This window comes from Alkalibaculum sporogenes (assembly GCF_009362815.1).
Lineage (GTDB): Bacteria > Bacillota > Clostridia > Eubacteriales > Alkalibacteraceae > Alkalibaculum_A > Alkalibaculum_A sporogenes.
In genome coordinates, this window is the sequence record NZ_WHNX01000015.1 from 1 (window position 1) to 13,811 (window position 13,811).

A 13,811-nucleotide genomic window follows, 5' to 3' on the forward strand; every position below is an offset into this window, starting at 1 on the left:
TTCGCTTCGCTCTGGATGACTCAGATATGTGTCTTGGGGCGAAGATCCTTCGCTTCGCTCTGGATGACTCAGATATGTGTCTTGGGGCGAAGATCCTTCGCTTCGCTCTGGATGACTCAGATATGTGTCTTGGGGCGAAGATCCTTCCCCGATAAACGGGGCACCGCGCTTCTTCGCTCTGGATGACTTGGTCATGGGCTAAGGTTGAAAAACCTCTACTGAATTAAGTTTCGCTTTTTTGTCATCCAGAGGAACGAAGTGACGAAGGATCTTGTGTCTGGATTTTCATTTAATAGATCACTATATTATACCATGCACCATACGAGCTTGCCTCTAGGGAGAAGATCCCACCCCGATAAACGGGGCATCGCGCTTCTTCGCTCTGGATGACTTGGGTAGTGGCTTGGGTAGAAAAAAACACTGAATTAAGTCACTTTTTTTGTCATCCAGAGGAGCTAGCGACGAAGGATCTTAGTCTCTAGATAATCCTTTACCAGCTATTAATAACTACCAATGTCTTTCAAAGAGCTTTTGATAACAGTATACCACATATTATCCCAAATATTATTGCAAAACCTGAGGTCCTCCCTTTCCATAGGACATTGGATTTAGGTATAATCTCTTGGCAGGTAATAAACAACATAGACCCTCCTGCGAATCCTAAACAAATACCTATAAAAGACTCTGAAATATTGCCGAAATATCCTCCGATTAATGCACCAACACCCATTGGTAGGCCTGCATATATTGTGTATAGTAACACTTTGAATTTTGATATACCACTAAGAGATAGAGGCGCTGCCATTGCCATACCTTCTGGAATATTATGCAGTAGTATGATAACGCTTAAGCTGATGCCTAAAGTTGAATTTGCAGCTAATCCTGAACCTATAGCTAATCCTTCAGGAAAATTATGTAGTGCTATGCTTACTCCCATTAAAGTACCTGTCTTTAAATAATTATTTTTTGAATGGTTAGCTGATAAATGAAAGGATAGCATTTGATCAAAAATAGTGATCATCACTACTCCAATAATAATTCCTATTAATGGCCAAAATAACCCTGTATTAAAGGCTTCTGGCAATAAATCAAAACACACTATTGCAATCATTAATCCCCCAGAAAACCCCAATATAAAACTAAAGAGATGATTTGATGGCTTGTTAAATATAAAAGTAGAAATTCCTCCTATACCTGTACCTACTGTACCCGCGAAAAAACCTAATAGTGTAACTCCTAATAATGTATCTATAATCATAGCAAAACCTCCGTATTTCTTCTGTTTAAATATATTCTCTTTGAATCTGAATTATGCAATTATTCAGTATTAAGCATGAAATGCACGTAGGTATTTACCATAAATAAAGTGAAACTTTATTCAGTAGGGGGTTTTCTTCATCCCTACTGAATATTAGTTTTCGTGAAACAACGAGCCAAGCGAAAATATGTTTTCGTAGTACCTTAATGACGGAGCAGTTAAATAGCTTGCTATTTTAACTGTATAGTATTAGGGTACGCAAATGAATGTTTGCTTTCATTTGGCGAGTGTCGCGACTTTTACAGGCACTTAACTCCCACATCTTGAAGTGGGAGTCTTAGTGCCTTTTAATGCGGGATAAACCACAAAAAACTTCCGATTTTACGGAAGTTTTCTTATATATTAGCGTTATAGATTTCTCTTAGTATTTATTCGCTTTGCATCTTAAGTTTTTCAGCTTGGTCTGTTGTAGTTAGAGATTCTACCATTTCTTCTATGTCTCCATCTAAAAATTGGTCTAATTTATACAAGGTCAAGCCTATGCGATGGTCAGTAATTCTACCTTGTGGAAAGTTATAAGTTCGTATTCTTTCACTTCTGTCTCCAGTACCTACTTGACTCTTCCTATCTTGCGCTACTTCAGCATTTTGCTTACTTTGTTCTAGTTCATATAGTTTAGCTTTTAAGATTGTCATAGCTTTATCTTTGTTTTTTAACTGTGACTTTCCATCTTGACACGTAACTACTAAACCAGTAGGTACATGGGTCACCCTAACTGCTGAATCAGTGGTATTAACACTTTGACCCCCATTACCTGAAGAACGATATACGTCTGTTCTTATATCGTTAGCTTTAATGTCAATTTCTACATCTTCTACTTCTGCTAATACAGCTACTGTAACTGTAGAAGTGTGAATACGTCCACCCGATTCTGTTGTGGGTATTCTTTGAACTCTATGAACTCCACTTTCATACTTTAACTTACTGTACGCACCATCTGCGTTAATCGAAAATACTATCTCCTTTATCCCTCCAATATCTGGAATATTTGAGCTCATTACTTCGTATTTCCATTTTTGTCTTTCTGCATACCGAGTATACATCCTAAATAAAGACCCAGCAAAAAGTGCTGCTTCACTTCCACCAGCTCCAGCTCTTATTTCTACAATTACGCTTTTATCATCATTAGGGTCTTGTGGTAAAAGCAATACTGTAAGTTCATCTTTTATTTTTTGTTCTTTTTCGTTCAATTCTTCTAATTCTAGCTCAACCATCTCTTTAAAATCTTTTTCAATTTTATCTTTAAGCATTTCTTTCGCTTCATCAATACCTTGAATAACAATTTTATACTCTCTGTATTTTTTAACTAATGTTTCTAGCTTTGAATGCTCTTTTACTAATTTTCTCCACTCATTTTGATTAGCAATGACTTCTGGATCGCTAACCTTTTCTTCTAGATCTATATATCTACTTTCAACTGATTCTAATTTATCTAACATAAAGTTTCCCTCCATAAATCTCACCACAGCACCTATGCTCATAGAATTCATGAGATTTTCTGTGTCTGCTAATTAAGGTAGTATATCATATTTACGTAAAAATTTAAATGTAAAGCTCTATTGGTAATTAATATATCAAAATTCCAGCTAATGCCGATCCTAATAATAGTAATATTGGATTTGTTCTCTTTTTTATTATTAGGAAAGTGACAATCAGAAGAATAATTACACTCTTATAATCTATTATTGCACCTTTAAAGAGAGTATAGGCTGCTGTAGCAATTATACCTGGTACTCCTTGCCTTATAAATGTCAGTATCTTTTGGATATAAATATTGTCTTTGAACTTCTTAAAATAATGGGATATTAAATATACTATTATTGATGATGGCAATACTACTCCAAGGGTAGCTACTATTCCGCCTATTATAGTTCCACTTGCTCTAGTTCCTAGAAATGTAGCCATATTAACTGCAATTACACCTGGTGTCATTTCTGATATAGCGATAATATCAATAAATTCTGCATGGCTTAACCATTGATATGTATCTATTACAGCTTCCTCCAGTATCGGAATCATGGCATATCCTCCACCAAATGTAAATAAGCCAACTCTAAAAAACACAATAAAAAGCAACATTATTATACCCATTATAACTTTTCCTTATCTATTATACTTTTAAAGAAACCTAATATACCTAGTGCAATAATTACGAAAACTGGACCTATATTGAATACTACAATTATGCAAAATGAAATAATAGGAACGATTAGCCAATATCCTTTTATCTTACTTTTTTTAACCATGTTATATACTGCCCCAATTATAAGACCTACCACTGCAGGTCTTATTCCCTGAAATACTTTATCTATGATCTCTAAGTCTCTAAACTGGGTATAGAATGGAATAATGCACAGTATAATCACAATAGGTGGTATGATAACACCTAAAACAGAAAATATGCTTCCCAGTAATCCAGCAACATGGTAGCCAGTATAGACAGCACTGTTTACTGCAAGCGGACCAGGTGCTGAAGTAATTATTGTAATCATATTCATATAGTCTTCATCTGTAAACCATTTTTTCTTGTGTACAAATTCAGTTTCAAATAATGGCAACATAGCATAACCTCCTCCCATTGTAAATGCACCTATGACAAAGAAGGTTTTAAATAATTCAAATATTTTATTAATAGAATTTCACCTCTCCTTATCTTGCTTATAAGTTCTTAAGTTTGGGTATAATTTATGTATAATGGTAAACATAATTTTACTCATATCCACTCAAATTTTCAATAAATAATCTTGATATAAATTTGTCAATATCGTTTTTATAGGTTATAATTATTATTATACTAAAGATTTTAATAAATAAAGTTTTTTTAAGTTATTTTTAATAATTTTCATCTATACTATAGTAGTAATAATATAATATTAAGAGGTGAATATTTATTTGAAAAATATTTTATTTTTTCTTCTACCCAAAAGAGATGTAGTCTTCTTAAATGTAAATTGTTCATTAAAGTTTGCTTTAGAAGTAATGGAAAAAAACGGCTATAGTGCTATTCCCTTAATTAGTGATAAAGGAAAATACGTTGGAACACTGACAGAAGGTGATCTGCTCTGGGGATTTAAAAACAATCCGGATATAAATTTTGATAACTGCTCTAGATTTGATTTAAAAGATTTAAAGTTAAGCCGAAGAATAAAGTCTGCTAAAATTGGTGAACCTCACGAAACTATTTTACATATGGCAAAGTACCAAAACTTTATTCCCGTAACAGACGATAATGGTGTTTTTATTGGGATTATAAGAAGACAAGAAATATTAGATTATTTACTCGGTGATGATTTACAATATGCCCTACATGATTCAGAATATAAAGTATAAAAATTAATTTAACACATAGCAGTTTTAGAAAAATCTCGTCCTTATTTGGTCGAGATTTTTGCTTACTATCTAGTGAAGTTTGAGAGCCTTTATATTACACCCCAATAAACAGGGCACCCTGATTGTTGGCTCTGGATGACTGGGGTAGTGAGTTAGGGTCTTAAGATCCCGCGCTTTGCTCTGGATGACTCGGGTGGTGAGCTTGGGTCTTAGATCCTTCCCCGATAAACGTGGCACCGGGTTTCTTCGCTCTGGATGACTGGGGTTGTGATTGGCATCTAATAATGTACCCTCACAAACCAATATTTAATTCCTTCTCTATTCCATCCTAAATCCCACGGAACTCTGTGTCGATCTACATTGTGGCAGTTTACTAAGGGGTATCCTTTTGAATCATATCCTGTTATTACAGATACGTGTTTAATATCACCTTTTTCCTCATAGGCAACAATGTCGCCTGGCTGTAATTTGTAGGCTGCTTGGTATACTGATTCATAACCACCTACAGCTATCCTCGAACCTCTACCACTGTTTAGTAAGTAGTGTGTTAAATTGTATGCTTTTATCCATGCTAAGCTACCACCTTTATCGTAGTTCCAAACACTGTTTTTCTTAAAACCTCCTCCTTCATGTAAAACTTGGGAAGCAAAATTAGCACAATCTCCTCCTACTGGGTTATAGTTTCTATATTTATCGTTATAACTATTATTTATAAGGGCACTGCTATATTTATCTGCGTATTTCACTGCATCTTTACGACGTCCTTCTAATTTATAATTATCATATTGGTAAGTATTTATATACTCTTTAATCTCTGGTTTCTTTTCTTCCTCTATTCCTAATGAATCACTCATGGGATCTGAGAACCAGTCTTTAGTTATGACCCATTTATCTTTTTTCATCTCAATTCTCATATAATGATATACCGCAATACTATAACTATTTGCCACTGTATCTCCATCTTTGTATTTATAATCGTATTGATCTATTGATTTAACAGTTAGATCAAAGGCTTGGTCAGACCCTGATACTTTAGTAAACTTGTAATCACTTTTGATATCTGTATATTCTATACCTTGTTTTTCACTCCATGTTTTTATATACTCCATTTTCTTTAATGCATATTCAAATGCCCATTTACCATAAAGTGTATCAACATCATATTGTTCCTTTAGCAGTTCTTCATCTCCATTTAAATAAGCTATATTCATATCATTTAGTAATTGCTTAGCCACTTTTTCTATCTCATCGCTCTTAAATAGTTTTGATGTCATACCTAATGCTATTGTAATAAAAGCAACAACTAGGAGCAAAGCTATTATCCGCCTTCTAATTGGCCACTTCAACATATTTTCCACACCATAATAAAATCACCTCATAAAGATTTATTCTATATAATTATTCTTTATCGAATGATTTCATTCATTTTTTTAAAGTATATGGATTGAATTCCAATCTAAATATGTTGACTTAAAACAAGATAATTACACCCTTGTATGTATAAAAAAGCTTTTAGCAGAGCTAAAAGCTTTTTTATACTAAATTAAGTTTTCTGGGTTTAGGGACTCTAGTTCGGGGATTACAAATTTACCATCTTTTCTAATTAATACATCGTCAAAATATATTTCTCCTCCACCGTATTCGGGAGTTTGAATACAAACTAAATCCCAATGTACTGATGATACGTTCCCATTGAATGCATCTTCATATGACATTCCCGGTGTAAAGTGAAAACTTCCCATTATTTTTTCATCAAATAACGTGTCTTTCATTGGATTTAATATATATGGGTTTACTCCAATGGCAAATTCACCTATATACCTAGCTCCATCGTCAGTATCTAAAACTTTGTTTAATCGTTCGCTATTGTTTGATGTAGCATTAATTATTTTTCCATTTTTAAATTCAAACTTAACATCTTGATAAGTGAAGCCTTGATATTCTGATAAAGTATTATAAGATAATACTCCATTAATTGAATCTTTTACTGGGGCTGTATACACTTCTCCATCAGGGATATTCATCTTACCATCACACTTTATTGCAGGTATATCTTTTATTGAAAAGGTGAGATCCGTATCTTGTCCTAGGATTCTTACTTTATCAGTTTTATTCATTAAATCAACTAATGAATTCATGGCTTTAGACATTTTTTCGTAATCCAAATTACATACATTAAAATAGAAATCTTCAAATGCTTCTAAACTAGTTGTAGCTAATTGCGCCATGGCGTTATTTGGATATCGTAATACTACCCATTTTGTTTTGTTAACTCTATAATCTGTAATAGGCCTTAAGACTTTTCCATTTAATACTATTTTATCAGTAGGTACATCTGACATTTCTGACGTGTTTTCGCTAGCCCTTATTGATATAAATGCGTCCATATGTTTCATTTGGTTTAATCCGTAGTCTAACATAACCTTTAATTGTTCCTCATCACAATCCATTAATATCTCTCTATTGATAGAGCTATCGCTAATATCAACAAATGGATAAGCACCTACTTTATATACTTCTTTGACTATCTGCCTTACCAATGGTTTTGCTGATTCACCAGATAATGCTATTAGAACTCTCTCGCCTTTTTTAACTTCGCAGGAATAATTTACTAAATTTGATGCCAATGTTTTAATTCTACTATCCATAGTTCCTCTCCTTTTCCAATATTTATTGCTTTAAATTAGTTTTATTATTAAACAAGCATAGCACTTAAGTCGTTAACTGGGGTCTAAGATCCTGCGCTTCGCTCTGGATGACTTGGGTGGGCACATAGTTATTCTAGGTTAGCGTGTCTTAAGTACATATTACTTCCATTTTTTTTCATTTTGTCCATTAGTGTTAATATAATTGCATCAAATAATATTAGTGAACTCTGTTCAAAAAGGGATCCCATAGGTTGAACTGTGGATTTGCTTTCGTCACCTTTAGATTGTGCATTTAATTCTATAACTATAGTTGAGTTTTGAGCTATACTAGATTCATTATTTGTTGTTATCATACTTACGGTAGCTCCAATATTTTTTGCTTTGTTTGAAGTATTGACTAAACTTGGTGTCTCTCCTGAACCAGATGCTATTATAAGTAGATCATCTTTATCTATACTAGGTGTTATTGTCTCTCCTACTACATATGAATCTATTCCTATATGCATAAGTCTCATAGCAAAACTCTTTATCATAAATCCTGATCGTCCCTGTCCCGATACGAATACTCTTTTGCTTTTCCCTATAGCTTCTACTAGTAAATTTACTTCTTCTTGCTTAACTTGTTTGATTACATCTGTAATTTCTGTAATTATTCTTTGTGCATTATTCATCGGTACACCTCATGTTTTCATTATTGTCTAACGTAACCACAAGAAACACGCTTTGCAAGTTTCTCGCAGTTACGCGGTAGTCGCCAAATGTCTGCAAGCAGCCACTTGGCTCATTACTTCGCGACGACCACAAGAAACACGCTTCGCGAATTTCTCGTGGTTACGCGGACAGTCGCCAAATGTCTGCAAGCAGACGCTTGGCTCATTACTTCGCGACGACCACAAGAAACACGCTTTGCAAATTTCTCGTGGTTACGCGGACAGTCGCCAAATGTCTGCAAGCAGACGCTTGGCTCATTACTTCGCGACGACCACAAGAAACACGCTTCGCGAATTTCTCGTAGTTACGCGGACAGTCGCCAAATGTCTGCAAGCAGACGCTTGGCTCATTGTCTTCGCGATAATTAGTATACAAAATAGGCACGTTAGCGTGCCTACTTTGTTTGTTTTTTTGATACATAATTATTTAATAAATTTTAATTCTTGATCTTCGACAGTTACTTTTAATACATTTCCTTTTTCTACATTGCCTTTCAGCATCTCTTCTGATAATTTATCTTCTACCTCTTTTTGAATTGTCCTTCTTAAAGGTCTTGCTCCGTATTCTAGATTGGTGCCCTTCTTAGCTATAAAATCTGTAGCACTTTCATCAAAGCTTATATGGATATCTAGTTCTTGTAATCTCTTTGCTAGTTGTTTAAACATTATATCTATTATAAAATGTATATCCTTATCTTCCAACTTATGGAATACTATTACTTCATCTAAACGATTTAAAAATTCTGGTTTAAATGTATTTCTTAGTTCTACCATAACATTGTCTTTCATTTTTTCGTACTCATTCTCAGCTGCATTATCACTTACTGTAAAGCCCAAATTCTTTTGTTTTTTTATAGTATGTGCCCCTACATTTGAAGTCATAATGATCACAGTATTTTTGAAATTAACTGTTCTCCCTTTTCCATCTGTAAGCCTTCCATCCTCTAATATTTGTAACAATATATTAAATACATCAGGATGTGCTTTTTCGATTTCGTCTAATAGGATTACTGAATATGGTTTTCTTCTAACTTTTTCAGTTAATTGACCACCTTCATCGTATCCTACATAACCTGGAGGTGAACCTATTAGTCTTGATACTGTATGCTTTTCCATATACTCTGACATATCTATACGTATCATAGAATCTTCTTCACCAAACATAATCTCTGCTAAAGCTTTGCTCAGTTCTGTTTTCCCTACTCCTGTTGGTCCTAAGAATACGAATGAACCAATAGGACGTTTTGGGTCTTTAAGCCCTACTCTAGCTCTTCTAATAGCTCTTGAGACTGCCTTTACTGCTTCTTCTTGCCCTATAACTCTTTTATGCAGTACATCTTCCATATCTAATAATTTCTGAGATTCTTCTTGGGCTAATTTCTTAACTGGAACACCTGTCCAACTAGCTACAATTCCCGCGATTTCTTCTGGTCCTACTTCTCCTCCAGTACCAATATGGTTTTTTTGTTGCCATGACTCTTTAATAGTCTTTAATTTTGTTTTAGCTTTATTTTCTTTATCTCGAATTTCTGCTGCTTTCTCAAAATCTTGAGAAGAAACTGCTTCTTCTTTCTCTTGTTCAAATTTTTCTATAGTTGTTTCTATTTCTTTAATATCAGGTGGCATAGTTAATATTCCTAATCTTACTTTTGAAGCTGCTTCGTCTATTAAATCTATTGCCTTATCAGGTAAGTAACGATCACTTATATAACGGTCTGATAATTCTACTGCTGCCACAAGGGCTTCATCTGTAATCTTAACTTTATGGTGGGCTTCATACCTATCTCTAAGACCTTTTAAAATTTCTATAGCTTCTTCTTTACTAGGTTCTCCTACATTAACTGGCTGAAATCTTCTTTCTAATGCCGCATCTTTTTCCACGTGTTTTTTATATTCATCAAGAGTCGTCGCTCCTATTGCTTGTAATTCTCCTCTTGCTAATGCAGGCTTCAATATATTTGATGCATCTATAGCACCTTCTGCTGCACCTGCTCCAATAATAGTGTGCATCTCATCTATAAATAATATAATATTATCTGCACTTCGTATCTCTTCCATTACGTTTTTTAATCTATCTTCAAATTCACCTCTATATTTTGCGCCTGCTACCATTGACGATAAATCTAGAGATACGACTCTTTTATCTTTAAGATTTTCTGATATATTACCGTCCACTATTTTTTGTGCTAAACCTTCTGCAATCGCAGTTTTACCTACTCCTGGTTCACCAATTAGACAAGGATTGTTTTTTGTCCTACGGCTTAATATCTGGATAACTCTTTCTATTTCTTTATCTCTCCCTATAACTGGGTCTAATTCTCCTTGTGCCGCCATTTGTGTCAGGTCACGTCCAAATTTATCGAGGTTCTTAGTATTAGTATTTTTAATCGCATTTGCTTTACTCGCTGAGCTAGGAGTACTATTCATAAGTTTTATAATTTCCTCACGAACTCTCTCAAAGTCAATCTTTATGTCTATAAGTATTTTAGCACCTACACCTTCACCTTCTCTTATAAGTCCAAGCAATATATGTTCTGTACCTATATAACTTTGATTTAGAGCCCTAGCTTCCATTAAGCTGAGTTCTAATATTTTTTTAGTTCTAGGAGTATAACCTATTATCTCGCTAACCTCTTCTTCTCCTTTACCTACTAATTCTTGAATCTCTTTTATTACACTTTCATACTTCACCCCTAATTCTTTAAGGGCAATAGCAGCTACTCCTTCTCCTTCTTGAATAAGCCCCAACAATAAATGTTCTGAACCAATATAATTATGATTCATTTTTTTTGCTTCATCTTGGGATAGTACCAACACTTTTTGTGATTTTTCAGTAAATCTTCCAAATATAGGCATTCTCTGCACCTCCTATGTATTTTTTATTAAACTCTTTCTTATAAAATTTGCACGTAGTTTATCTACGTCAAAACTTTGTAAATCTGCAGTATCGTATAAACTCAAAAGTATCCCTGGTTGAATAGTAATCATTAAATCGTTTATTTTTTTTATATCTTGATCTATTAACTCAAGGTCTGTACCTAACCTAACTAAAGATATTAACTTCATACTTTCTTCTACACTTATAGTTCTAGCATTTGTCAAGGTTCCTAATGCTCTAAATATCTTATCTTCTAAATAAGTTTTATTATTGTTTAACACTTCATACCTTAAATCTCTTTCTCTCTTAATTATCTCTTTTGCTACGCTATGGATATTTGATATAATATCTTGTTCTTTAATTCCTAAGGTAGTTTGGTTTGATATTTGATATAAGTCTCCCATAGCTTGTGTTCCTTCTCCATAAATTCCCCTTATGGTTATCCCAAACCTTGCTAAAGTCTGCATTAAATTATTCATTTGGTTACTGAGTGTTAAAGATGGTAAATGCAACATTACTGAAGCTCTCATACCAGTTCCTACATTACTTGGGCAAGCTGTTAAGTAGCCGTATTTTTCATCAAAAGCATATCTTATTTCTTCTTCTAATAAATCATCAATTTCATTTGCAATATCATAAGCATAATTTAATTGAAATCCATCTAAAATACATTGAATTCGAATATGATCTTCTTCATTTACCATTATACTTACTCTTTCATCTTCTCTGATAAATACTGCTGCATGATCATTTCTACCCCATTCTGGGCTAGTTAAGTGCTTTTCAACTAACATTTTTTTGTTGTTAGCAGTTATATCTTCAACTTTTATTTTATTAAAGGGTGTCAAGTTATTATTTTTATCATTTATAGATTTTTCTACTACCTCTACAATATCCTTAGCGCTGTCACTTTGTAGGTAAATAGGAAATGGCAAATTTCTTATATTCCTAGCTAACCGAACACGACTACTAATTACTATATCTTTTTCTTTATATTCATTTTTAGACATATTACACCCCATGTAATTAACTTTTTATATTGTCTTTTATTTGTTCTTTTAAGATTTTTATTTGATCTCTTAACAATGCGGCTTTTTCATATTCTTCTTTTTCAATGGCAAGTGATAAATTTCCATGTAATGATGTAAGTTCTCTTTTTAGCCTTATATTTTCTCCACCATATTTTACGATTTTCCCAATATGTTGTTCTTTACCATGCATTCTTTGTATCATTGGGTTAATTAACAATGAAAATGTTTCATAACACTTTTCACAACCAAATTTACCATGTTTTTTAAATGTGTCATAGTCCATACCACATTGTGGACAGTGATACTCCATGCTATGAGAATAATCTACTGCATGTGTATTCTCTTCTAAATCTAGTAGATTTGCAATAAAACCTTGAAAATTAAATGAACTGTTGAACATTTCATGTAAGGCACTGCATTGATCGCAAAGATGTATTTCTCGCTTTTCACCACTCATAATTTTAGTAATGTGGATTGACGCTGCTCTTTCGTTACAATTTTGGCAAAGCATACAATTCCCTCCTATCCATTCCAGAAAATAATTCTTATGTGTAATTACTCTTCTCCCTCATTATTATATTCTCTAAGAATGTTATATATAATACCTCTATTTAATTTTAATAAACTTCCAATCTTTCTTATAGATAATTTTCCTGTATTTTTTATCATTAAAACAAGATTAATCCTATGAACCTTATTTTTCTTATACCCAAGATCTTTTAATTCAATATTATTTTTACACAAATATCTTCGAATCATATTATTAATTTTATTTTCGATACCTTCTTCAATATCTAAAAAAATATCATCATTCTCAATCTTAGTATAATTAATAAAGTTATGAATTGACTCAGTCTCTTCATTACCAAATTCCGAAAAAGCAGATAAATTATATGACAAAAATTTTTCCATACTATCTTCTATATATTCGTTATAGCTACTCCACTTATATAATAATTGGTTACCTGATGGATTATTGTGTATGTATCTAATTATAGGTAATAGATACTGAGTATCTCTTATGCATTCACTTTTAAATCTATCATAAAATACATGGCCTTTACTATTATATTTAAAATTATAATAATTGGCATAAGAAATATTTATCTTTTTCATTATTGTTGAAATATCGTATTTATGAATCTCAATTAAAAAATGTGCATGGGTATCTAATACACAGTACGCGAGAAGGCTCAAAATATTATCTTCACTATATTTTTTTACTATAAGAAGGATTTTCTTTTTATCCATGTCTTCAATAAAAATATTCTTATTATCATTACCTACTACCATTACATGATAATAATTAGATTCACTAACTTCTCTTGGCATTCTTGACAAGTTATCACCTACTTACAGCATATTCCTATTTTGATTTTATCATCATTATATATAAAAGTAAATAAAAAGTTGACAAAAAGAACCGTCCCTTTTGTCAACTTTTTATTGTGTAGTTTATAACTTTTATTTAAGTTATAATTAGTTACTTCTGTTATTGTTGTTGTTGTTGCTTCTATTTGTTTCGTTATTATTGTTGTTATTGGTGTTGTTGTTGTTTCTGTTTTGTGTTCCTCTGTTATTTGTGTTGTTTGTGTTATTGTTGTTATTGTTGTTTGTGTTATTAGTGTTATTGTTATTGTTATTGTTATTCATTTTCATTCTCCTTTTCTTTCTTTATTTTAATTTCGTTTATTAGTATTAGCCTTTAATCCAGTAATTATTATTATTTTTTGTTTTTATTTGAACTATTTGTTTGTGTGTTATACATTGAGAGCATATCTCCCGTATCGGTCATTCCTGTTTCTTTTAATTGATCGTTTAAAAATTGACCTGTAGTTTTATCTCTCATCTGTTCTCGGAAAGTTTTATTGTTTTTACTTTTTTTCTTACTCATAT

At 32.7% G+C, this 13,811-nt stretch carries 13 protein-coding genes; 1 reads left to right on the forward strand and 12 read right to left on the reverse strand.

The features are described 5' to 3' along the window. Window positions 1-520 precede the first annotated feature (520 nt). From GC105_RS10315 to GC105_RS10330, 4 genes are all read right to left on the reverse strand, one after another. Entirely contained in the window at window positions 521-1,258 is a 738-nt protein-coding gene (locus GC105_RS10315; protein ID WP_152804444.1) for a ZIP family metal transporter, read from the reverse strand. Between the two features lie 428 nt (window positions 1,259-1,686). After that, complete coding sequence (gene prfA, locus GC105_RS10320) at window positions 1,687-2,757, reverse strand: peptide chain release factor 1 (RefSeq protein ID WP_152804446.1); 1,071 nt, start codon at window positions 2,755-2,757, stop codon at window positions 1,687-1,689. A 127-nt stretch (window positions 2,758-2,884) separates the two neighbouring features. Beyond that, on the reverse strand, window positions 2,885-3,409 hold the full coding sequence (locus GC105_RS10325) for a chromate transporter (RefSeq protein WP_152804447.1): 525 nt from the start codon (window positions 3,407-3,409) through the stop codon (window positions 2,885-2,887). Continuing rightward, entirely contained in the window at window positions 3,409-3,951 is a 543-nt protein-coding gene (locus tag GC105_RS10330; protein ID WP_343030013.1) for a chromate transporter, read from the reverse strand. The genes GC105_RS10325 and GC105_RS10330 overlap by 1 nt, the downstream gene beginning before the upstream one ends. Before the next feature lie 259 nt (window positions 3,952-4,210). On the opposite strand from GC105_RS10330, the gene GC105_RS10335 reads away from it, so the two are divergent. Beyond that, complete coding sequence (locus tag GC105_RS10335; RefSeq protein ID WP_246169821.1) at window positions 4,211-4,648, forward strand: CBS domain-containing protein; 438 nt, start codon at window positions 4,211-4,213, stop codon at window positions 4,646-4,648. Window positions 4,649-4,926: 278 nt separating this feature from the next. Here GC105_RS10335 and GC105_RS10340 read toward each other — a convergent pair whose 3' ends face one another. The 8 genes from GC105_RS10340 to GC105_RS16900 all read right to left on the reverse strand — a co-directional run bounded on the left by GC105_RS10340 (window position 4,927) and on the right by GC105_RS16900 (window position 13,809). Next, a complete protein-coding gene (locus GC105_RS10340) occupies window positions 4,927-5,997 on the reverse strand; it encodes an amidase domain-containing protein (protein ID WP_152804451.1) in 1,071 nt (356 codons plus the stop codon). A 189-nt stretch (window positions 5,998-6,186) separates the two neighbouring features. Beyond that, the gene (locus GC105_RS10345) at window positions 6,187-7,296 is read right to left on the reverse strand and encodes an aminopeptidase (protein ID WP_152804453.1); all 1,110 of its coding nucleotides are present in this window, start codon (window positions 7,294-7,296) and stop codon (window positions 6,187-6,189) included. 128 nt (window positions 7,297-7,424) lie between these two features. After that, a complete protein-coding gene (gene hxlB / locus GC105_RS10350) occupies window positions 7,425-7,967 on the reverse strand; it encodes a 6-phospho-3-hexuloisomerase (protein ID WP_152804456.1) in 543 nt (180 codons plus the stop codon). 462 nt (window positions 7,968-8,429) lie between these two features. Beyond that, complete coding sequence (locus GC105_RS10355; protein ID WP_152804458.1) at window positions 8,430-10,862, reverse strand: ATP-dependent Clp protease ATP-binding subunit; 2,433 nt, start codon at window positions 10,860-10,862, stop codon at window positions 8,430-8,432. 12 nt (window positions 10,863-10,874) lie between these two features. Then, window positions 10,875-11,894: a protein arginine kinase gene (locus tag GC105_RS10360; protein ID WP_193708373.1), complete on the reverse strand. Its 1,020-nt coding sequence runs from the start codon at window positions 11,892-11,894 to the stop codon at window positions 10,875-10,877. 16 nt (window positions 11,895-11,910) lie between these two features. Continuing rightward, window positions 11,911-12,426, reverse strand: a complete 516-nt coding sequence (locus GC105_RS10365; RefSeq protein WP_152804462.1) for a UvrB/UvrC motif-containing protein — start codon at window positions 12,424-12,426, stop codon at window positions 11,911-11,913. A 44-nt stretch (window positions 12,427-12,470) separates the two neighbouring features. After that, entirely contained in the window at window positions 12,471-13,247 is a 777-nt protein-coding gene (locus tag GC105_RS10370; RefSeq protein WP_246169825.1) for a transposase, read from the reverse strand. Window positions 13,248-13,638: 391 nt separating this feature from the next. After that, the gene (locus tag GC105_RS16900; RefSeq protein ID WP_193708375.1) at window positions 13,639-13,809 is read right to left on the reverse strand and encodes a hypothetical protein; all 171 of its coding nucleotides are present in this window, start codon (window positions 13,807-13,809) and stop codon (window positions 13,639-13,641) included. Between the last annotated feature and the right edge of the window lie 2 nt (window positions 13,810-13,811).

Coding starts and splice junctions, on each gene's coding strand:
- GC105_RS10340 (WP_152804451.1), bottom strand. CDS start 5,997: ATGTTGAAGTGGCCAATTAGAAGGCGGATAATAGCTTTGCTCCTAGTT.
- GC105_RS16900 (WP_193708375.1), bottom strand. CDS start 13,809: ATGAGTAAGAAAAAAAGTAAAAACAATAAAACTTTCCGAGAACAGATG.
- GC105_RS10315 (WP_152804444.1), bottom strand. CDS start 1,258: ATGATTATAGATACATTATTAGGAGTTACACTATTAGGTTTTTTCGCG.
- hxlB (WP_152804456.1), bottom strand. CDS start 7,967: ATGAATAATGCACAAAGAATAATTACAGAAATTACAGATGTAATCAAA.
- GC105_RS10360 (WP_193708373.1), bottom strand. CDS start 11,894: ATGTCTAAAAATGAATATAAAGAAAAAGATATAGTAATTAGTAGTCGT.
- prfA (WP_152804446.1), bottom strand. CDS start 2,757: ATGTTAGATAAATTAGAATCAGTTGAAAGTAGATATATAGATCTAGAA.
- GC105_RS10365 (WP_152804462.1), bottom strand. CDS start 12,426: ATGCTTTGCCAAAATTGTAACGAAAGAGCAGCGTCAATCCACATTACT.
- GC105_RS10370 (WP_246169825.1), bottom strand. CDS start 13,247: ATGCCAAGAGAAGTTAGTGAATCTAATTATTATCATGTAATGGTAGTA.
- GC105_RS10325 (WP_152804447.1), bottom strand. CDS start 3,409: ATGGGTATAATAATGTTGCTTTTTATTGTGTTTTTTAGAGTTGGCTTA.
- GC105_RS10355 (WP_152804458.1), bottom strand. CDS start 10,862: ATGCCTATATTTGGAAGATTTACTGAAAAATCACAAAAAGTGTTGGTA.
- GC105_RS10345 (WP_152804453.1), bottom strand. CDS start 7,296: ATGGATAGTAGAATTAAAACATTGGCATCAAATTTAGTAAATTATTCC.